The organism is Acinetobacter sp. 25-47-130, assembly GCF_056779705.1.
The window spans coordinates 305025-324316 of record NZ_JBWYII010000002.1; the positions used below are offsets into that span (position 1 = coordinate 305025).

Annotated in this window: 18 protein-coding genes; 14 read left to right on the forward strand and 4 right to left on the reverse strand. The window is 40.5% G+C overall.

Going from position 1 to position 19292, the window contains the following annotated elements; translation table 11 throughout:
* Window positions 1-88 precede the first annotated feature (88 nt).
* The 5 genes from uraD to AC1M83_RS05200 all read left to right on the forward strand — a co-directional run bounded on the left by uraD (window position 89) and on the right by AC1M83_RS05200 (window position 3782).
* Window positions 89-592, forward strand: coding sequence for a 2-oxo-4-hydroxy-4-carboxy-5-ureidoimidazoline decarboxylase (uraD, locus tag AC1M83_RS05180; RefSeq protein WP_180028400.1), 504 nt, complete (start codon window positions 89-91; stop codon window positions 590-592).
* The gene (uraH, locus tag AC1M83_RS05185) at window positions 589-915 is read left to right on the forward strand and encodes a hydroxyisourate hydrolase (protein WP_035264724.1); all 327 of its coding nucleotides are present in this window, start codon (window positions 589-591) and stop codon (window positions 913-915) included. Before uraD ends, uraH begins: the two co-directional genes overlap by 4 nt.
* A gap of 34 nt (window positions 916-949) precedes the next feature.
* Window positions 950-2308 carry a nucleobase:cation symporter-2 family protein gene (locus AC1M83_RS05190; protein ID WP_035264726.1) on the forward strand — a complete coding sequence of 453 codons (1359 nt, stop codon included), beginning with the start codon at window positions 950-952 and terminating at the stop codon, window positions 2306-2308.
* Between the two features lie 122 nt (window positions 2309-2430).
* Complete coding sequence (locus tag AC1M83_RS05195) at window positions 2431-3180, forward strand: outer membrane protein OmpK (protein WP_035264928.1); 750 nt, start codon at window positions 2431-2433, stop codon at window positions 3178-3180.
* 95 nt (window positions 3181-3275) lie between these two features.
* Window positions 3276-3782, forward strand: a complete 507-nt coding sequence (locus AC1M83_RS05200) for a GNAT family N-acetyltransferase (protein WP_179999697.1) — start codon at window positions 3276-3278, stop codon at window positions 3780-3782.
* A 31-nt stretch (window positions 3783-3813) separates the two neighbouring features.
* On the opposite strand, the gene hpxO is transcribed toward AC1M83_RS05200, so the two are convergent.
* On the reverse strand, window positions 3814-4971 hold the full coding sequence (gene hpxO, locus AC1M83_RS05205; protein ID WP_481590160.1) for an FAD-dependent urate hydroxylase HpxO: 1158 nt from the start codon (window positions 4969-4971) through the stop codon (window positions 3814-3816).
* Between the two features lie 212 nt (window positions 4972-5183).
* Here hpxO and alc point away from each other — a divergent pair, with 212 nt between their 5' ends.
* Window positions 5184-6191, forward strand: coding sequence for an allantoicase (gene alc, locus AC1M83_RS05210; protein WP_481590161.1), 1008 nt, complete (start codon window positions 5184-5186; stop codon window positions 6189-6191).
* 93 nt (window positions 6192-6284) lie between these two features.
* Complete coding sequence (locus tag AC1M83_RS05215) at window positions 6285-6782, forward strand: ureidoglycolate lyase (RefSeq protein ID WP_035264735.1); 498 nt, start codon at window positions 6285-6287, stop codon at window positions 6780-6782.
* A gap of 68 nt (window positions 6783-6850) precedes the next feature.
* On the opposite strand, the gene AC1M83_RS05220 is transcribed toward AC1M83_RS05215, so the two are convergent.
* The 3 genes from AC1M83_RS05220 to AC1M83_RS05230 form a co-directional block, all read right to left on the reverse strand.
* Window positions 6851-7252 (reverse strand): nuclear transport factor 2 family protein, encoded by a 402-nt coding sequence (locus AC1M83_RS05220; RefSeq protein WP_212771590.1) that lies wholly within the window; start codon window positions 7250-7252, stop codon window positions 6851-6853.
* Window positions 7253-7360: 108 nt separating this feature from the next.
* Window positions 7361-8281, reverse strand: coding sequence for a response regulator transcription factor (locus AC1M83_RS05225; RefSeq protein WP_035264738.1), 921 nt, complete (start codon window positions 8279-8281; stop codon window positions 7361-7363).
* Between the two features lie 3 nt (window positions 8282-8284).
* Entirely contained in the window at window positions 8285-11761 is a 3477-nt protein-coding gene (locus tag AC1M83_RS05230; RefSeq protein ID WP_481590206.1) for a hybrid sensor histidine kinase/response regulator, read from the reverse strand.
* A gap of 202 nt (window positions 11762-11963) precedes the next feature.
* Between AC1M83_RS05230 and urtA the strand changes: the two genes are divergently transcribed.
* From urtA to AC1M83_RS05265, 7 genes are all read left to right on the forward strand, one after another.
* Window positions 11964-13202, forward strand: a complete 1239-nt coding sequence (gene urtA / locus AC1M83_RS05235) for an urea ABC transporter substrate-binding protein (RefSeq protein ID WP_035264741.1) — start codon at window positions 11964-11966, stop codon at window positions 13200-13202.
* 79 nt (window positions 13203-13281) lie between these two features.
* Window positions 13282-14202 (forward strand): urea ABC transporter permease subunit UrtB, encoded by a 921-nt coding sequence (gene urtB / locus AC1M83_RS05240; RefSeq protein WP_035264743.1) that lies wholly within the window; start codon window positions 13282-13284, stop codon window positions 14200-14202.
* Between the two features lie 19 nt (window positions 14203-14221).
* Window positions 14222-15388: an urea ABC transporter permease subunit UrtC gene (urtC, locus tag AC1M83_RS05245; RefSeq protein ID WP_481590162.1), complete on the forward strand. Its 1167-nt coding sequence runs from the start codon at window positions 14222-14224 to the stop codon at window positions 15386-15388.
* On the forward strand, window positions 15385-16143 hold the full coding sequence (gene urtD / locus AC1M83_RS05250) for an urea ABC transporter ATP-binding protein UrtD (RefSeq protein ID WP_092766538.1): 759 nt from the start codon (window positions 15385-15387) through the stop codon (window positions 16141-16143). Before urtC ends, urtD begins: the two co-directional genes overlap by 4 nt.
* 9 nt (window positions 16144-16152) lie before the next feature.
* The gene (gene urtE / locus AC1M83_RS05255) at window positions 16153-16851 is read left to right on the forward strand and encodes an urea ABC transporter ATP-binding subunit UrtE (protein WP_035264750.1); all 699 of its coding nucleotides are present in this window, start codon (window positions 16153-16155) and stop codon (window positions 16849-16851) included.
* 213 nt (window positions 16852-17064) lie between these two features.
* Window positions 17065-18108, forward strand: a complete 1044-nt coding sequence (locus tag AC1M83_RS05260) for an aliphatic amidase (protein ID WP_035264753.1) — start codon at window positions 17065-17067, stop codon at window positions 18106-18108.
* Window positions 18109-18146: 38 nt separating this feature from the next.
* On the forward strand, window positions 18147-19262 hold the full coding sequence (locus AC1M83_RS05265; protein ID WP_481590163.1) for an AAA family ATPase: 1116 nt from the start codon (window positions 18147-18149) through the stop codon (window positions 19260-19262).
* Window positions 19263-19292 lie beyond the last annotated feature (30 nt).

The window sequence follows — 19292 nt, forward strand, 5'->3', positions numbered from 1 at the left end:
ATCTTTTTTCAGTCACTTTTTCCACCAAATCTACGTTGGCATTGTTATTGCAATTTAAGCCTAAAGTTTCAATGTATAGGTTTGAATTGTGTTGCTTTCAGAATTTAATCAAACATCTGTTGAACATCAGAAAGCATTTTTATTGCAATGTGTTCATATCCCACGATGGGGCGAGGAAATCATTCATTACGGTCCTTTTGACACACGAGAAGGACTATTAAAGTATGCTGAACAACATGCCATTACATGGACATGGGATGAAATTTTAGCAGCCCTAAATACACACCCAAGGATTGGCGAAAGAAAAGCAAAACTTGAATTATCAGAACAAGAACAAACTTTTTCAAGGCGTGAACAAGCACGCATCACACATGATCAAGAAATTCTAGATGCGTTATATAAAGGCAACTTGGCCTATGAAAAAAAATTCGGTTTTATTTTTCTGATTAAAGCTTCTGGTTTGAATAGTGAAGAGATTCTGACAGCATTGGAATACCGCTTGCTAAACGATTTTGAGACTGAAAAAAGAATCGTCCATCGCCAACTTTTAGAAATTGCTTTACTGCGCCTCTCACAGGAAATTCAAGCATGATCAGCTCACATATTTTAGATACCCACCTTGGACGTCCTGCAAGTAATGTTGAAGTTAAGCTTTTTTCTGCATCTGGAGAGTTATTAGCGATAGCCAAAACCAATTCTGATGGACGTGTGACAGCAGCAGATTTTGGACTCGATCAAATTGATGTCGCTGAATACAGCATCGAATTTATGACACAAGCTTATTTCTCAGCGCAGAACATCCCAACTTTTTTTCCTAAAGCCGTCATTCATTTTTCAGTAAACGATGCTCACCAACATTACCACATTCCCTTGCTCATTAGCCCTTATGCCTACTCCACCTATCGTGGCAGCTGAGCACTCGCAAATTTAAAATATAGAGGGATTTATTATGACTGCACACGAACAACAACAATCACCCGAACATGAATATCTTGGTGCTGGTAAAAGTGCTGCTTATGGCTTACAACATGTTTTAACCATGTATGGTGGCATTATAGCGCCTCCTCTGATCGTGGGTACGGCTGCAGGCTTATCAGGTATGGAAATTGGGCTACTCATCGCTGCTGCTTTATTTGTCGGTGGCTTAGCGACAATTTTACAAACCATAGGCGTTAAACATATTGGCGCACAATTGCCCTTGGTTCAGGGTGTCTCTTTTGCTGGTGTAGCCACAATGGTCGCAATTGTCACCACAGGTGGCGGATTACAGGCAGTCTATGGTGCCGTCATTGTGGCATCCCTTTTAGGTTTTTTCTTAGCGCCCTACTTCTCTAAAATTATTCGATTTTTTCCCCCAGTTGTTACAGGCTGTGTAATTACAATCATAGGCTTATCACTCCTGCCAGTTGCTGTGCGTTGGATGATGGGCGGCAATAAAAGTGCACCTGATTGGGGAAGTGCTGAAAATATTTGTTTAGCGTTAGCGACGCTTGCAATCGTCATAATATTGAATATGGCTGGCAGTGCCACAATTCGACGCCTTTCAATTTTACTGGCAATTATTCTTGGCACTGTCTTAGCATTTATGTTTGGCTTTGGTGATTTTAGCAAAGTTGGGGAAGGTCATTGGTTACAGGTTCCTAGCTTCTTTGCATTTGGTATGCCGACCTTTGAGTTTACAGCAATACTTTCCATGATCATTGTTACCCTCGTGATTATGACTGAGACTACAGCTGATATTATTGCAGTCGGTGAAATTATCGGTACCGATGTAGATTCAAAACGTATTTCAGATGGTCTACGCGCAGATATGTTATCAAGTGCAGCAGCACCGATCTTTGGTTCATTTATGCAAAGTGCGTTTGCGCAAAACGTTGGTTTAGTTGCAATAACAGGGATTAAAAGTCGCTATGTTGTCGCTGCTGGCGGGATAATTCTGGTCGTACTTGGATTACTCCCAGTGATGGGGCGTTTTATTGCAGCGATTCCTGTGCCTGTACTTGGGGGGGCTGGCCTTGTTTTATTTGGTACAGTAGCCGCGAGTGGTATCCGTACACTGGCAAAAATTGATTATAACGATCAGAAAAACTTAATTATTGTCGCGACTTCCATTGCTGCAGGAATGGTACCCATTATTGACCATTCGTTCTATTCCGACTTCCCAAAATGGGTCCAAACCTTGTTCCATTCGGGTATTAGCTCAACCTGCTTAATGGCGATAATCCTCAATATATTATTTAATCACTTAAAATTATTTGGACCGAAAATTAGTATTAAAAGTAAACAAATAATTGATTCTCATCATTAATTTAAACCATCTTTGTATCAATGCCTGCATACGTGGGCATTAATTTTTCCTTTCATCCACTTTTGGCTTTATTTTTGCAAAAGAATCGTTATTCTGTTACCGCTTTCTCTGGGGATTCTTTTATGAAACTTAATCAAATCGCAGCACTTTGCGCATTAGCTTCTACAGCAGCGTTTACTCAAGCAAGTCCAATTGTTTGGCAAGATTTCAGCCTAACTGGTCTTTATGGCGATAACTACCTAAACCCTTTCTCTCAACAAGAAGGTGAACGCTATACCATCACTGCTGAATATGCTGCAAAGCTTAAGTACTCGGATGTTTTCTTTTTCGTCGATCAACAATGGGGCGGAAAAGATGGCGATTCAACTTACCTTGAATTAGCTCCACGATTAAGTTTAAGTGAAGTTTCTGGCCAAAAACTAAGCGCTGGTCCAATCAAAGATGTATTGATTGCAACGACTTGGGAACACAACGCTGGTTATAACAACAATACTGAGTTCAATAACTTCTTGTATGGCGTAGGCTTTGCTTTAGATATTCCTTACACGCAATATGCAAATATTAACTTCTATCGAGTTGACAATGACTTGACTGAAGATGACTACCAAATGACGATCACTTACGCTGTTCCATTCAAGCTAGGCAATGAAGAATTCTTGGCAGATGCATTCCTTGATTGGTCTACAAATGAAGGTCCTGGTCATGCGAGTGAATTGAACTGGACAAGCCAATATAAATGGAATGTTGGTAAACATATCTCTCCAAAAACCAAATTGTATGTAGGTGTTGAACACTCTGTTTGGAACAATAAATTCGGTCAAAAAGGTCAAGACCAAAACGATGTAAGCGCATTGGTTAAATATCATTTCTAATTGATATTTATAATAAAAAAGCAAGACTAGTGTCTTGCTTTTTTTATGCTCAATAATCAAAATAAAGTTATAAATACTGACGATTAGAATAAAAAATGTCTTTTAAAATTCGTTTCGCAACTGAACAGGATTTAACTCAAATCCAAGATATTTACAACGATGAAATTCTGAATGGTTTTGCAACATGGAATGAGCAAGATCAAGACATTTATTATTATCAGAATTGGTATCGTCAGCATCTAATAGATCATTTCCCTATTTTTGTGGTTGAAAACGAACTCACCCAACAAATTGCAGGTTATGCTGAATATAGTACATTTAGAGCGATCAGTGGTTTTAGACAAACTGTCGAACACTCTGTGTATATTCATCCCAATTTTACACGTTTGGGTTTAGGCAAAGCTTTACTCCAACATTTAATTCAACACGCAAGCCAACATAAAATTCATGTCATGATCGCTGCTATAGATCATGAAAATTTTGCATCCATCAAATTACATGAATACTTTGGATTTAAACAAACAGGCTATTTACCTGAAGTCGGACAAAAATTTGGATCTTGGCGCAATCTCGTCTTATTCCAACTGAATCTAAATACTTAAAAAGGGCATTTAGCCCTTTTAGTTGAAATCTTTAATCCAAAGGATTTCCAACAATATTACTGATAATACCTTTCATAATATGAGGTCCTTGTTCTTTTCTTAAGTCCTCATACCATTCACGAGTAATCGATTCGTCTTTCATATGCGTCACATCACAACGTTTACGCGCTCTCAATACCATTTCAGCAGTGCGTTCATTACGTTTGTTTTGATAACGTCTTAAAGCATCCTTAATTCCCAGTGTATTAATCTGTAATGCCCGAGCCAAATAAATGGCATCTTCCATCGCTTGGCAACCGCCCTGCCCAATATCAGGTGTTGTACTATGTGCTGCATCGCCAACAATCACCACTCGCCCTTTATAGAAATCTGCAAATGGTTCTATATCATGGATTTCAACACGATTGGTTCGCTGTTCATCAATAGCATCAATCAAAGTTTGTACTTGCGGACACCAACCGTCAAAATATTGTTTTAGTAATTTTTTATACTGAGTACGATCATTTTCCAAACCTAATTCAAGTGGTACATCAAAGAAGAAATAAAAACGATTACCTGCGACTGGCATTAAAGAAGCTCGCTTCCCTTCTCCTACAAAGGTGGTCCACTGATCAGCAGGTGCCAGCGACTCAGAAATTTCGACCAACCCATTCCAATTCACATAACCTGCATAACGACGCTCAACTTGCTCACCTAAAACATAGGCACGCGTGATCGAATGAGTGCCATCCGCGCCGACCAATAAATCCGTCGTTATTTGTGTTCCGTCAGCAAAATGGATTTTGACGTCATCACCTTGATCCTCAAGTCCGATCATTTTTTTTGCAAGATGAATATCTTCACGTCCAAACTCATCCATCAACATATTTTGTAATTCAGCGCGAGAAACTGGATAAGGTCGCTGCCCAACTTCTTCAATCAACGGATATAAATTAAATTGCGTCATGACATCACCCGTGAGCCCATCGACATAAGCAAGGTGATCCATTTTCCCACCAAGTTGAGCGACTTGATCCGTGAGTCCTAGATAGTTCAAACATTTCACACCATTTGACCACAATGAAATCGCAGCACCCACGGGTAAAATTTTTTCAGTTTGTTCATATATTGAAACTTGATGACCAAATTTCTTCAGCGCAATTCCGGTCGTTAATCCTGCCATTCCGGCACCAATAATGGTGATATTCATTTTTACTTCCACAATTTTTTTTGCTTTAACCCACTGCTTAAAGCGAAAAACGTGCCATTTCCACCAATAGAGCGCTACATAAGTGCAAGGTTGGCACATGCTGTGCATTCTTTTTAAAGCCCTTAAGCAGATGCGACATAACAACGCATTACGATTCTAAGAATGCATTCTTTTGATAAGAATCAAGTTTTAAAGCAATAATGGAAGATGACATGGCAACACTATTGGCACCGGAATTTGAAATCCCTACTCCTTTACAGCAACTTACTAACCTTGCAGATGCCCGAATTGGTGCAAAAGTCACAACATGTTCTGATGATTTTTTTGCTGAAGCTCAACGTATGCTTCAGTTTGATGCGCCTATCTTTGTAGAAGGTAAATTTGATGATCATGGCAAGTGGATGGATGGATGGGAAACCCGTCGTAAACGTCACAGTGGTTATGATTGGTCGATTGTTCAGTTAGGTGTTGCAGGTAAAATTAAAGCACTCGATATTGATACCACTTTTTTTAGTGGTAATTATCCCGCTTCTGCTTCAGTAGAAGGGTGTTATGCACCAAATGAAAACTTAGATGATGCTGAATGGCACCAAATTTTACCAAATAGTATATTGGGACCAAGTCAGCACCATGTCTTTGAAGTTTCAATGAATCAGATCTTTACCCATCTGCGTTTAAATATTTTTCCAGATGGAGGTATCGCACGATTCCGCGTATATGGTGAAGTCAGCGTTCAAATCCAAGATCAAAACCAAACCCTCGACCTGCTTGCACTTGAAAATGGTGGACGTGTTATTGCCTATAGTGATGCACACTTCGGACATCCACGTAATCTGATCAATCCAGGACGTGGGGTTAATATGGGTGATGGTTGGGAAACCGCACGCCGTCGTGCACCCGGTTTCGACTGGTGTATTTTAGCTTTAGGGCAAGCTGGTCACATTGAAAAGATCGAGATTGATACAGCCCACTTTAAAGGAAATTATCCTGCTGAAGTGTCCATTCAAGCCATTTATATAGAAGATGCAACGGATCCTCAATTGATTCCACAAAGTATGTTTTGGCCTTTCTTATTAGATGCTCAACCAATGCAAATGGATCACATTCATAACTTTGTAAATGAAGTATTGGGACACGAAAAAATTTCTCATATTCGGGTGAATATGATTCCTGATGGAGGGATTAGCCGTATACGCCTCTGGGGTAAAGTAAATCCTTAGTTGAGCATTTGTTACTTTTAAAGTGATCTTATTTTGACTGCATTTTCGACTCAATTCTAAATTGAAAATGCAGTATCTTTTTAGCGAATTTTTATGATGCATACCATTACCCTACAACCTTTAACCTCCGAAAATTTTGCACCTTTTGGTGACGTCATTGCTTGCCAAGGAAATGATTATTTTCATATTAACGATGCGCATACAGAGCGCTATCATGCTTTAGTGACCACTGAAATTATTGGCGATGCCAAAGCCGGGATTAGTATTTTTCGAAATATTCAAAGTACCAATATTCCGTTCAAAATTTCGATGCTTGAACGTCATCCTCATGGATCACAAGCTTTTATCCCGATGCAGGGACAAAAGTTTTTAATAGTGGTTGCACCAGTCTTAAATGCGAATCAGCCCGATATTTCAAACCTACAAGCTTTTATAACTAATGGCTCTCAAGGTGTAAACTATCGTACGGGGACTTGGCATCATCCACTTTTAACATTGGAAAGCCCGAGTGATTTTGCGGTGGTGGATCGGATTGGCAGTGGATCTAATTGTGACGTGTTTAAGTTTGATCAAATTGAAATATCACATTGAATCTGGTGCTTATGCATCTCAGTTATGCAGATCATGAGACCATCTAATTTTATGTCCATCTTTGACTATTATTTTACAACCAGGTAATCATTGTCATTCACCGATGTCGCATATTCTTCCATTCTTGAAATTAGTCCATTTTCAATGGTGTACTCTTGTACCCATTTTTGCTCAAATTCACCATCTTGACCATCAATCGTAAATTTTTCGCGTCCAAAAACCACCACTTTGTTACCTTCTTTGACCATACGTAAAATATCAAAGTATGCGACATGCATGGTTGTGAAATTGGTATTGAAGAACTGTTCTACACCCGTTTTTCCTTCAAATCGAATTGAAGGCAGTTTTTGTGAGCCATGGTGAATCCATACCGTATCCTCAGTTACTGTTGCAACAGCAGCCAGTAAATCTTGAGACCTAAATGCCTCAAACATTTGGTCTATGATTTGAAGTGAATTGATCATACTCATTTTATTTACTCTTTTTATCTTAGGATAAAAAGAGGTTAATGAAGGGAGAGTGAAAGATCACTATCAGCTGGTATAGCGATTTAAAGATTTTGCTAGAAACGATGAGTTCTATACGACTGCTTGATTTTGACAAGCTGACATCACATGTAACACCGCAGCAGTTCTCGTTTCCACAAACAGCTTCTCAAAAACATGCTCTAAATGTTTATTGACGGTGCGTGGACTCAACTCCAAAATTTCTGCAATATCTCGGTTGGTTTTGCCAAGCGTTACCCAATGCATAACTTCAGCCTCACGTGGTGTTAAATTCGGACAAGCTTGAGCGATCTCTTCAACACTTGGCATGTGTGTTTGCTCTTTGAGCTGAACCAAAACATGTTTAGGTAATTGTCCTTCTTTCAACTTGGTTAATAAATTTAATTGTAATTGCTGATGCCCATGACCATATTGACCATGTAGCATTTCTTCTTGATTCGATTGCTGGAAAAGTGCTTTTAACCACTGATTTATACTCTTTCTAAAATGAGCAATATCAATTCCATGTTGCGTTAATAAACCTTGCACTACAGGTGTCTGCCAAATAATTTCCCCATCCATATTCATCGACAAAATTGCACTGCCTGTTGCATCGAGCATTTGTTTCTGTTGGTGCATTAAACGGGCTTGCAGTAAATGCGTTTTGACACGTGCTTGTACTTCATCGATATTCAGTGGCTTTGTCACATAATCTACGCCCCCGACTTGAAAGCCTTTTACAATATGTTCGGTTTCCGTCAAACCCGTCATAAATATGACAGGGATGTGCTCAGTCATTGGACTCGCTTTAAGCTGGATACAGGTTTCAAAACCATCAATCTCAGGCATACTCCCATCCAATAAAATCATATCTGGCTGTGAACGGTGCGCAATTTCAATAGCAGTAAAACCATTGGTGGCAACTAAGACCTGATAGCCGGCTTGATCAAGACTTTCATGTAATAAACTTAGATTTTCAGGAATATCATCGACAATTAAAATGCTTTCTAACATTGCTTAACTCCCTTCCAAATCAGATCTGATATCAGATAGGTGCTCGTGTAATCGTTGTAATGCACGTTGGGTATCGAAGCGTTGAATATCAAATTCTATGTGCTGCCATATAGAAGGATCACAGACATTGCGTTTCTTGCAAATTTCGAGCATCTCTTTGGCTCCACGGATATAACCAATACTCAAATAATCTTCTAGTTTGATTAGCGCTTGTTCTGGTGCTACATCATCCTCATCAATCACGCTGACAGATAAAGCGTTACTATCATAGTGTAAGGGTTCAACCTGTTTTTGAGGTTCTTCTGCGACTTGAGTTGGCTCATTCTGATGAACCCAGTTTAAGCCTAATTTATCTCCAATTTTGTTCAGTAGCAGATTTAAGTCCACGGGTTTGACCAGAAAGTCTTCATTCAATACATCGGTTTCAGGGTTCTGCATTCGTTCATTGGCATCTGCGGAAATAATGATGATGGGAACATTGGTCATTTTATTATTTCTCAATAATTTCGCAGTTTCCCACCCTCCCATCAAAGGCATACTCAAATCCATTAAAATTAAATCTGGTCGAAATTCAGGGACTTTTCTTAGACATTGCAATCCCGATTCTGCTTCTTCAAGAATAAAGCCGAGAGGTTTAAGGAAATTTAAAACTAGTCCACGATCAGTTGCTTCATTGTCTACGACCAATATTTTACGGCGATGTCCCATATAGCCAGATACTGTATTCGATGCGACATCAGCAATCGGATGAATGACCGACTTTGAAGGTAAATATAGTTTTATTTTAAAAATAGAACCGTTTTTTAACGTACTGCTTACCTTTAACTCCCCACCGAGAATATCCACCAATAGTTTAACAATTGGTAAACCCAAACCTGTTCCAGCAAAGCTACCTTGTACGACATTTTGTCCGCGCTCAAAAGGCTGGAATATTCGCTCTAGATCTGTTTCAGCAATTCCGCATCCCGTATCATGAATTTCAAAATATGCCATCTGAAAGCGATAATCCACTCGAAATTTCACCTCTCCTTCGAGCGTAAATTTCAAAGCATTTCCCATTAAATTGATAAGGATCTGTTCAAGTCTTTTTTTATCTATACGTACGTATTGTGGTATTTTTTCACTAATTTCGACCGTAAATTTCAGTTGTTTTTGTTGGAATTGTGGCTCAAACATATTCACGATTTGTTGGAGAAACTTCGGAAATTCAATATTCGACATTTCTAAAGAAATTTTACCTGTTTCAATCCTTGCAAGATCAAGTAAACCATCAATCAAGGACGTTAAATGCTGCCCACTACGACGAATCACGCCCAGCGCAGCTTTTCCTTGTTCAGAGAGTTGTTCTTGTTTATTGAGTAACTGGCTATATCCTAAAATACTATTTAGAGGTGTTCTCAGTTCATGACTAATCCCAACAACATAACGACTTTTGGCCTCATTGGCTTTTTCAGCTTGAGTTCGTGCATCTTGTAATTGCCGATCTGTAATTTTATGCGCTTCAATTTCGTCCATGAGCAGTTGTGTTTGCATATTACTTTCAAGCTGAGCTTGTCGGCGACTTTCATCATTGAGTACCAACCACCATGCTGCAACACATAACAGTAAAAATAATACGGCATAAATTTTCACAAATAGCATCAGCAACTCATGCTGTTGAGTTGATCCAAATACTGTGCCGAATTTACTCAGTTCTTGTAAATAAACCAGACTTAAACTGACTGCCAAAACCACACTCAGAACAAAGATCATCAAAATATAAAGACTCAATCTAGTATTGATGTATCTCAACCATTGGCGCGGTAGAAACCAAACTGCAAAATGCTTAAGTTGTGCAGACCACCGTGCATGAGGCTTACATAAATCATGGCAACGAGCTTCTAAGGTACAGCATAAAGAACAAATCATATTGTTATAAGCAGGACAAGTCGCCATGTCAGCCATTTCATACTCATGCTCACAAACCACACATCGTTGTGTCTCTATTGGTTTTAATGATTTATCTTCATGACGTGCGATGTAGTATTTGCCACGAGTAAAATAAGCAAGCATTGGGACACAGACGATAGCTGAACCTAAAGCAATAAATCCTGCTAAGGATTTTGCGATATCACCAAATAATCCCCAGTAGCATAAAATCGACAATAAGGATGCAATACATAAACTGCCAACACCGACTGGATTAATGTCATAGAGGTAAGCACGCCTAAACTCAATTCCTTTCGGGCTCAGCCCCAATGGCTTACAGATGACGAGATCAGCAACGATGGCACCCACCCATGCCAAGGCCACATTACTATAAAGCCCTAATACACGCTCCACCGCATGGATGACACCCAGCTCCATCAACAATAGCGCAATAAAAATATTGAATACTAACCAGACCACACGTCCGGGATGACTGTGCGTTAAGCGTGCAAAGAAATTAGACCATGCCAATGAGCCAGCATAAGCGTTGGTTACGTTGATCTTTAACTGTGCGATACACACAAACATGACTGTAAGAAATAATGCAGCACCAGGATGCTCAATCACTTGTTGGTAGGCGATCCAATATAGATAATTCGGATTGCTTAACTCATGATTCGGTACCATAAATTTAAGGGCGAGTACCATTAAAATCATGCCCATAAAAATTTTAATGAATCCCACCAATATCCATGCAGGACCGCCTAAAAATACCGCCCAATTCCATTTCTTTTGAGCATTTTTTTTGTCTGGCAAAAATCTTAAATAATCAGCTTGTTCACCAATCTGCGTAATCAGCGCAAACAAAACAGTGCAAGATGCGCCAAAAAAAGCCAAATTGAATCCTGCGCTTTGACTTTGCGCGCCTTCTATTAGGGCAACTTCAGAAAGCAGAGTCGGATGCTTCACCAAAACAAAGCACCATGGTAGTAATAATAAAAAAATCCATAATGGTTGGGTAAACGCTTGTACTTTATTAATAAATCCTATGCCTTTGATCACTAGGGGCAGAATAATAAGCGCAGAAATTAAATAACCTAGACTCAGCGGCACACCTAAACCAAGCTTAAGCGCCAAAGCCATGATAGCGGCTTCAAAAGCAAAGAAGATGAAAGTAAAACTGGCGTAAATGACTGAAGTTATAGATGAGCCGATATAGCCAAAGCCTGCGCCCCGTGTAAGTAGGTCAATATCAACATTGTATTTGGCCGCGTAATATCCAATAGGCCAACTGGTCAAAAAGATAATGATTGAAACGACCACTAAGGCCCAGAATGCATTGCTAAAGCCGTATTGCCATAACATGGTTGCACCAAGCGCTTCCATCGCTAGAAAACTGACTGCTGCAAGCGCTGTATTGGTCACCGTCCAAAGGGACCACCGTCTTACTGACCTCGGTGCGTAGCGTAGTGCATAGTCTTCAATACTCTCATCAACCACCCAAGTATTGTATTTACGGCGTGTATGAATCACCCGTTGCGGTGCTTGAGGAGTATTGCTAGATGAAACCATAAAGCTAGGCAATTTAAATAGACCCTTACAGTTAGCAAAATCTATGCCCAGCTTAACTTTCATCAAAAAACATTTTGAGGAACATCGATATACGTAAAGTGACGTATATGCTCATTTTTTAACACCCCTTAGGCTTAAGTCCATAGCAAGCGCAAACAATAAATCGCGCAATGGCCTTATCCACTTCATCAGGGGAACACCAATGACCTTAAAATCTAAAGTTAAAACATCTGGCTTACTCGCAGGACTACTCGCTGTTCCTTTTTTACTGGCACCTGTCTTGACCACTGCGAGTGCTCCAGCGACAGCAAAAGTAAATACAACCAAACTTAACGTAAATGATAAATTCGTCTATGTCGGTCAGCTTCATTCAGCGACAGGAACGATGGCAATCTCTGAAACAGGAGCCATCCAAGCAGAACGTTTAGCCATTGAGCAGATCAACAAACAAGGTGGTGTATTAGGTCGTCAGATTAAAATTGTTCAAGAAGATGGTGCATCTGACTGGCCAACTTTCGCTGAGAAAGCCCGAAAATTAACTGAAAAGGATCGTGTTGCAGCAATTTTTGGTTGCTGGACTTCAGCTTCTCGTAAAGCCGTATTACCTATTATTGAACGAAATAATTCGCTTCTGTATTACCCAACATTCTATGAAGGTCTAGAACAATCTAAAAATGTGATTTATACCGGTCAAGAAGCTACGCAACAGGTGCTTGAGTCTCTGAATTGGCTTGCACGTGAGAAAAAAGCCAAAACATTCTATTTAATCGGTTCTGACTATATTTGGCCACGTACCACCATGAAAATTGCCCGTACACACATTGAAAAAGTGTTGAAAGGTAAAGTCGTCGGTGAAGAATACTACCCGCTTGGACATACGCAATTTGGTTCTTTAATTAACAAAACCAAACTTCGTAAACCAGATGCAATTGTCGCTGCCGTGGTGGGTGGATCAAACGTTTCATTCTATAAGCAAATGAAAGCTGCAGGCGTGACTGGCGATAAGCAAACACTGCTCACCTTCTCTGTGACAGAAGATGAATTACTGGGGATTGGTGGCGAAAATATGAAGGGCTTCTACTCTTCAATGAAATATTTCCAAAGTCTAAATAATTCAAGTAACGCAGCTTTCGTAAAAGCATTTAAAGCGAAATATGGTCCTAAAGCAGTAATTGGTGATGTGACTCAAGCAGCTTATCTTGGTCCATGGCTATGGAAAGCCGCAGTTGAAAAAGCTGGTAGTTTTGATGTTGCCAAAGTTACCAAAGCCTCTCCAGGCATCGAAATGAAAAATGCGCCTGAAGGTTACGTGAAAATTGATGCCAATCATCATTTATGGAGCAAATCACGTATTGCACAAGTGCAAACCAATGGTCAATTCAAAGTGGTCTACGAATCAAAAGGTTTAATCAAGCCTAATCCATTCCCTAAAGGCTACTAATCGACAGCACATGATCAGGAGAGCCCTCTCCTGATCTTTTCATTTCAAACCTATTATTTAAAGCTTGGAGGATGAGGCGATGGATTTATCTTTAGCTGACTTCGGTGCAATATTTGCGATGCAAGGCTTTAATGGTCTTTCTGTTTTCTGTGTGCTGTTGTTAATGGCACTGGGCCTTGCAATTATTTTTGGGCAAATGGGTGTCATCAATATGGCACATGGTGAATTCCTCACAATAGGCGCGTATACCACATTTGTCATTTCAACCCTGACTGAAAGCTATTTTCCTCAATTGCTTCCCTATTATTTTATTGTAGCGATTGTGGCAGCTTTTCTGACAGCAGGCATTATCGGCTATATGGTCGAACGGCTCATGATTAGTCGGCTTTATCAGCGGCCACTCGATACTTTGCTTGCAACTTGGGGCTTGAGCTTAATCATGCAACAAGTGTTTCGCTCTACATTTGGTCCCAAAGAAGTGAGTCCAACACTACCTGATTGGCTTATGGGCTCTTATCAACCGACAGAGACGATTGATATTCCTATTAATGGCTTATTCCTTGTCGGTGTCACACTCACCGTGACCGCTTTCGTCTATTTCCTCATCTATCGTTCTCGCTGGGGCTTACAGCTTCGTGCGACAAACCAAAACCGTTTCATGAGTGGTGCCGTTGGTATTAATACAAAGCGTGTGGACAGTCTAACATTCGCATTAGGTTGTGGTTTGGCCGGTATTGCTGGTGCGGCGTTTACGACAATTGGCTCAACTGGTCCAACTGCAGGCTCTCTCTATATCGTAGACACGTTCTTGGTTGTGGTGTTTGGTGGAGCTGCAAGTCTATTAGGCACTATCGCTTCGGCTTTCAGTATTGCACAAGCCCAATCAATCCTAGAGTTCTTCCTGTCAGGCTCTGTTGCCAAAGTCATTACCTTAGCGACGGTCATCATCATTTTGATGTTACGTCCTCAAGGTTTGTTCTCAATCAAAGTTCGTAAATAGGTATTCAGGAGAGATTGATATGAGTAATCCAATGAATGCCTTGTTAGGCGGTAAAGAAGGTGCGATTGGACTGGCTATATTGGCAGTACTGATCCTATTTGTAATGCCCATGTTTTTAGATGTTTTCCGTCTCAATTTAATGGGTAAATATCTTACGTTTGCCTTTGTCGCGATTGGTTTAGTGCTGTGCTGGGGTTACGGTGGCATTTTGAGTTTAGGTCAGGGTATTTTCTTTGGGATCGGTGGCTACTGTATGGCCATGTTCCTCAAGCTCGAAGCTTCTGACATGCAATCCACAGCAGCTCAAACCACACCCGGTATTCCTGATTTTATGGACTGGAACCAAATTACCAGCCTACCAATGTTCTGGGAACCATTCCATAGTTTCACATTTACCCTATTCGCGATTGTAATTATTCCAATTTTATTGGCTTTTATTATTGGTTTTGCAATGTTTACTCGTCGTGTAGGAGACGTGTATTTCTCTATCATCATGCAAGCAATTGTGGCGATTTTAACAATTTTGATTATTGGTCAACAAGGCTTTACTGGTGGTATCAACGGTATTACTGATCTCAAGACATTACATGGCTGGGACATCCGTACGGATGAAGCAAAGTACGTTTTGTATTACATCAATGCATTGTTACTCATCGCAGTCATCATGATCAGTCGCTTTGTTCTCAGCTCAAAGTTAGGTCGCTTACTTTCTGCAATGCGTGAAAAAGAAGAACGTGTACGTTTTTCTGGCTATGACGTTTCAATGTACAAAGTCTTTATCTTCTGCTTTGCGGCAGTCGTTTCTTCCGTCGGTGGGGCAATGTTTACACTGCAAGTCGGCTTCATGTCTCCAACGATTATTGGCATCGTCCCATCTATTGAAATGGTGATCTTGGCTGCAGTAGGCGGACGTTTATCACTGATTGGAGCTGTATATGGTGCAGTTTTAGTTAACCTCGGTAAAACTTACTTCTCTGAAGCATTCCCTGAAGTATGGTTGTACTTCCTTGGTGCATTGTTCATAGGCGTTGTGATGTTCTTACCGAATGGTTTAGCTGGCTTATATGAAAAATATGTTCGCCCACTTATCTTCAAAGATAAAAAAACAACGGCTTCGCCTATCCCCCATCAACCCACGGAGTCCAAAAAAGATAGCAATATTGAAGTAGAAGGAGGTGTGAAATGAGTAAAGTCGGCGTAGAAATGGCAAAACCTGTACTTGTTATCGAAGATCTCACAGTCTCGTTTGATGGCTTTAAAGCCGTCAGCGATCTCAACTTCTATCTCGATAAAAACGAAGTTCACGTGGTGATCGGCCCTAATGGTGCAGGTAAAACAACAGTATTGGATTTGATTTGCGGTAAAACTAAAGCAACTTCTGGCACGATCAAATTTAATGATATTGAACTGACTAAGCTTAAAGAGTTCGAAATCGTTCGTAAAGGTGTCGGTCGTAAATTTCAAAATCCTAATATTTACGAAAACCTTTCAGTCTATGACAACCTAGAAATGTCTTTCCCACGTGGTCGTAATGTGTTTGGGGCTTTGTTCTTTAAGCGAACCAAAGATGTCGAAGAACGTATCCAAGAAGTCGCTTCAAAAATTTTCCTCACTGATTTATTACACACCTCCGCAGGCCTATTGTCTCATGGACAAAAACAATGGCTTGAAATAGGGATGTTGCTTATGCAAGACCCCGAGTTGTTAATGCTGGATGAACCTGTGGCAGGCATGAGTGTTTCTGAGCGCGAACAGACAGCACAACTGCTTCGTGAAATCAGTAAAGGACGCTCAGTCCTCGTGATTGAGCACGATATGGAGTTTGTAAAAACCATTGCAGATAAAGTGACAGTATTGCACCAAGGGAAAATCCTCGCAGCAGGAAAAATGGATGATGTACAAAGTGATCCAAAAGTCATTGAAGTCTATCTCGGACACTAAGGAGGCCTTATGAGCGGATTATTAGAAATTAGTTCTTTGTGTTCAGGTTATAAACAAAGCCAAGTCATTCATGATCTAGAACTTAAAATTCAACCCAAAGAAATTGTGGCGATTATGGGGCGAAATGGGATGGGAAAAACCACACTGTTTAAAACCCTTATCGGTGATATTAAAAATACTCAAGGCGAAATCAAGCTCGATGGTAAAAACTTAGAAAAGCTTGACCCGTATCAACGTGTGGAAAATGGTGTTGCTTATGTTCCTCAAGGTCGTATGATTTTCTCAACCATGTCTGTTCTAGAGAATATTCAAACAGGTCTCCCTGCATCTGCCCATGGCAAAGTACCTGACGATCTGTATGAGCTTTTCCCTGTACTTTGGGATATGCGTAAACGCAAAGGGGGAAATTTATCTGGTGGACAACAGCAACAATTGGCAATTGCACGTGCACTCGCCACCAATCCCAAAGTATTGCTGCTCGATGAACCTACCGAGGGAATCCAGCCCTCGATTATTAAAGATATTGCGAAAACGCTAAAAGAAATTCGCGATCAACGAGACCTCACTATCGTGGTCTCCGAGCAAGTACTGAGCTTTACTATGGCGATGGCAGATCGCTTCTTGGTCATCGATAAAGGCCGTTTTGCTTATGAAGATGTCAGAGCGAATGTCGATGAAGCGACCATTAGCAAATATCTTTCAGTTTAAAGCACGTCATCTCATCAATTCTTAATTTGGCATCTCCCTCGATTTTTCGGGGGATTTTTTTTGACCATTTGTTGGAGTGGTATTGTTATTTCGATCTAAAGACTCATTCAAAATATCGCTTCATATACGCAATTCACCGTATTTTGCATCGATCAATTTCACGAGAAACTCCTTACATAGATTTTAATTTTAAAGATATGGGGAGTAAGTTGAATGCGTCACGGTGATATCTCAAGTAGTCCAAATACAGTAGGTGTAGCAGTAGTGAACTATAAAATTCCACGCTTGCACACCAAAGCAGAAGTACTTGAGAATGCAAAAAAAATTGCTGAAATGTTGAAAGGAATTAAACAAGGTATTCCAGGTATGGATCTCATTGTTTTTCCTGAATACAGCACCATGGGCATTATGTATGATCATGATGAAATGATGGCAACGGCAGCCACAATCCCAGGTGATGAAACGGCAATTTTCTCTCAAGCTTGTATTGAAGCAAATGTTTGGGGCGTATTCTCAATTACTGGGGAACAGCACGAAGAACACCCGCATAAAGTGCCATATAACACCTTAGTGCTCATCAATAACAAAGGTGAAATCGTTCAAAAATATCGCAAGATTATTCCATGGTGCCCAATTGAAGGCTGGTGCCCTGGAGATACGACTTATGTGACAGAGGGCCCTAAAGGCATCAAGATGTCACTCATTATCTGTGACGACGGTAATTACCCTGAAATTTGGCGCGACTGTGCGATGAAAGGTGCTGAACTTGTAGTGCGATGCCAAGGTTATATGTACCCGGCTGATGAGCAGCAAATCAATATGGCCAAATGTATGGCTTGGGCAAATAACGTTTATGTCGCTGTTGCCAATTGTACTGGTTTTGATGGGGTGTATACCTACTTTGGACATTCGGCAGTGGTCGGCTTTGACGGACGTACATTAGGTGAATGTGGTACGGAAGAAAATGGTATCCAATACGCACAGTTATCACTCACAGAAATACGTGATGCACGTAAATACGATCAATCACAAAACCACTTATTCAAGCTGCTACACCGTGGCTATACAGGCGTATACAACAATGGTGATGGTGATAAAGGGGTTGCCGATTGTCCATTCGACTTCTACAAGACATGGGTCTTAGACGCACAAAAAGCACAGGAAAATGTTGAGCAGTTTACGCGTTCAACCATTGGCGTTGCAGAGTGCCCAATTGGCAACTTACCTCACGAAGGGTTAGAGAAAGAAGCTTCTTAAAGAAGCTTCGTCCGACTTGATTTCAGGAGGTTTCGAACATGACATTTGCCAGTGACCGTATACATGCCAATCAGGAAAGTTTGGCAAAACAACGCTATGACATGCAAAGCAAGGAATGTATTGCACGTACTTCCCGATTCAGTTTTGAACCAGATGCCGTGATGACCCATCTACGTGAACTTATTATTGGACAAGAAGCCGCACTTGATGAAATTGAAAATATGCTCACCACAGTGAAAGCAGATTTTAACGCAGCTCATCGTCCTTTAAGTGTCACACTGATGTTAGGTCCTACCGGTGTAGGAAAAACTGAAACAGTCCGCCTCATTGCTGAAGCGATACACGGTAAAGCTGATGCATTCTGTCGAATTGATATGAATACATTGGCACAAGAGCATTATGCAGCCGCCCTGACAGGTGCCCCACCAGGCTATGTCGGCTCTAAAGAAGGAAATACTTTATTCGATGAAGCCCTGATTCAAGGGAGTTTCTCCAAACCTGGCATTGTTCTCTTTGATGAAATTGAAAAAGCCAGTACTGAAGTCATTCGAGGGCTACTCAATGTGCTTGAAACAGGAACTTTAAAATTAACTGCGGGTACAAAGGTTTTAGACTTTAAAAACTGCATGATTTTTATGACCAGTAATGTGGGTGCTAAAGATGCTCAAAAGCGCCTGAAACAACTTAGTCAATTACCGAAACCACTCCAGAAATTAGCCAAGCATTTGAAATTAGATGACAGTGAAATCACGACAAAAGCACTCGATAAAAAGTTTGATCCTGAGTTTCTAAATCGCATTGAGCGAATCTTACATTATCAGCCAGTTGAATCTGATTTTGCTGCAACCTTAGTCCAACTCGAAATTGACAAAATGAACCAACGTCTAAAAAAGCAAAGTCGAACCATTGCTTTGACCGATGCTGCCATTCGATTCCTGAGTTCAGGACATGATGTTCGATTTGGTGCTCGGGGTTTAAGCCGTCGTTTTAAAGTGTTAGTTGAACCTGCACTCGCGAAAGCTTTTCTAAACAACAAGCACATTAGTGAATTCATCATCGATTACGACAATACGAAGCTTCAAATTCAGATGATTGAGCCAGCAGTGAAACAACTTGATCCGTTACTGATACACGAAGCATCTCAACAACACTGAGACCTAAACTTTATTTGACCTCAATACAGG

Bases quoted from the DNA above. Each gene is read 5' to 3' on its own strand.
- uraH (WP_035264724.1), top strand. From the start codon at position 589: ATGATCAGCTCACATATTTTAGATACCCACCTTGGACGTCCTGCAAGT.
- AC1M83_RS05190 (WP_035264726.1), top strand. From the start codon at position 950: ATGACTGCACACGAACAACAACAATCACCCGAACATGAATATCTTGGT.
- AC1M83_RS05195 (WP_035264928.1), top strand. From the start codon at position 2,431: ATGAAACTTAATCAAATCGCAGCACTTTGCGCATTAGCTTCTACAGCA.
- AC1M83_RS05200 (WP_179999697.1), top strand. From the start codon at position 3,276: ATGTCTTTTAAAATTCGTTTCGCAACTGAACAGGATTTAACTCAAATC.
- hpxO (WP_481590160.1), bottom strand. From the start codon at position 4,971: ATGAATATCACCATTATTGGTGCCGGAATGGCAGGATTAACGACCGGA.
- alc (WP_481590161.1), top strand. From the start codon at position 5,184: ATGGCAACACTATTGGCACCGGAATTTGAAATCCCTACTCCTTTACAG.
- AC1M83_RS05215 (WP_035264735.1), top strand. From the start codon at position 6,285: ATGATGCATACCATTACCCTACAACCTTTAACCTCCGAAAATTTTGCA.
- AC1M83_RS05220 (WP_212771590.1), bottom strand. From the start codon at position 7,252: ATGAGTATGATCAATTCACTTCAAATCATAGACCAAATGTTTGAGGCA.
- AC1M83_RS05225 (WP_035264738.1), bottom strand. From the start codon at position 8,281: ATGTTAGAAAGCATTTTAATTGTCGATGATATTCCTGAAAATCTAAGT.
- AC1M83_RS05230 (WP_481590206.1), bottom strand. From the start codon at position 11,761: ATGGTTTCATCTAGCAATACTCCTCAAGCACCGCAACGGGTGATTCAT.
- urtA (WP_035264741.1), top strand. From the start codon at position 11,964: ATGACCTTAAAATCTAAAGTTAAAACATCTGGCTTACTCGCAGGACTA.
- urtB (WP_035264743.1), top strand. From the start codon at position 13,282: ATGGATTTATCTTTAGCTGACTTCGGTGCAATATTTGCGATGCAAGGC.
- urtC (WP_481590162.1), top strand. From the start codon at position 14,222: ATGAGTAATCCAATGAATGCCTTGTTAGGCGGTAAAGAAGGTGCGATT.
- urtD (WP_092766538.1), top strand. From the start codon at position 15,385: ATGAGTAAAGTCGGCGTAGAAATGGCAAAACCTGTACTTGTTATCGAA.
- urtE (WP_035264750.1), top strand. From the start codon at position 16,153: ATGAGCGGATTATTAGAAATTAGTTCTTTGTGTTCAGGTTATAAACAA.
- AC1M83_RS05260 (WP_035264753.1), top strand. From the start codon at position 17,065: ATGCGTCACGGTGATATCTCAAGTAGTCCAAATACAGTAGGTGTAGCA.
- AC1M83_RS05265 (WP_481590163.1), top strand. From the start codon at position 18,147: ATGACATTTGCCAGTGACCGTATACATGCCAATCAGGAAAGTTTGGCA.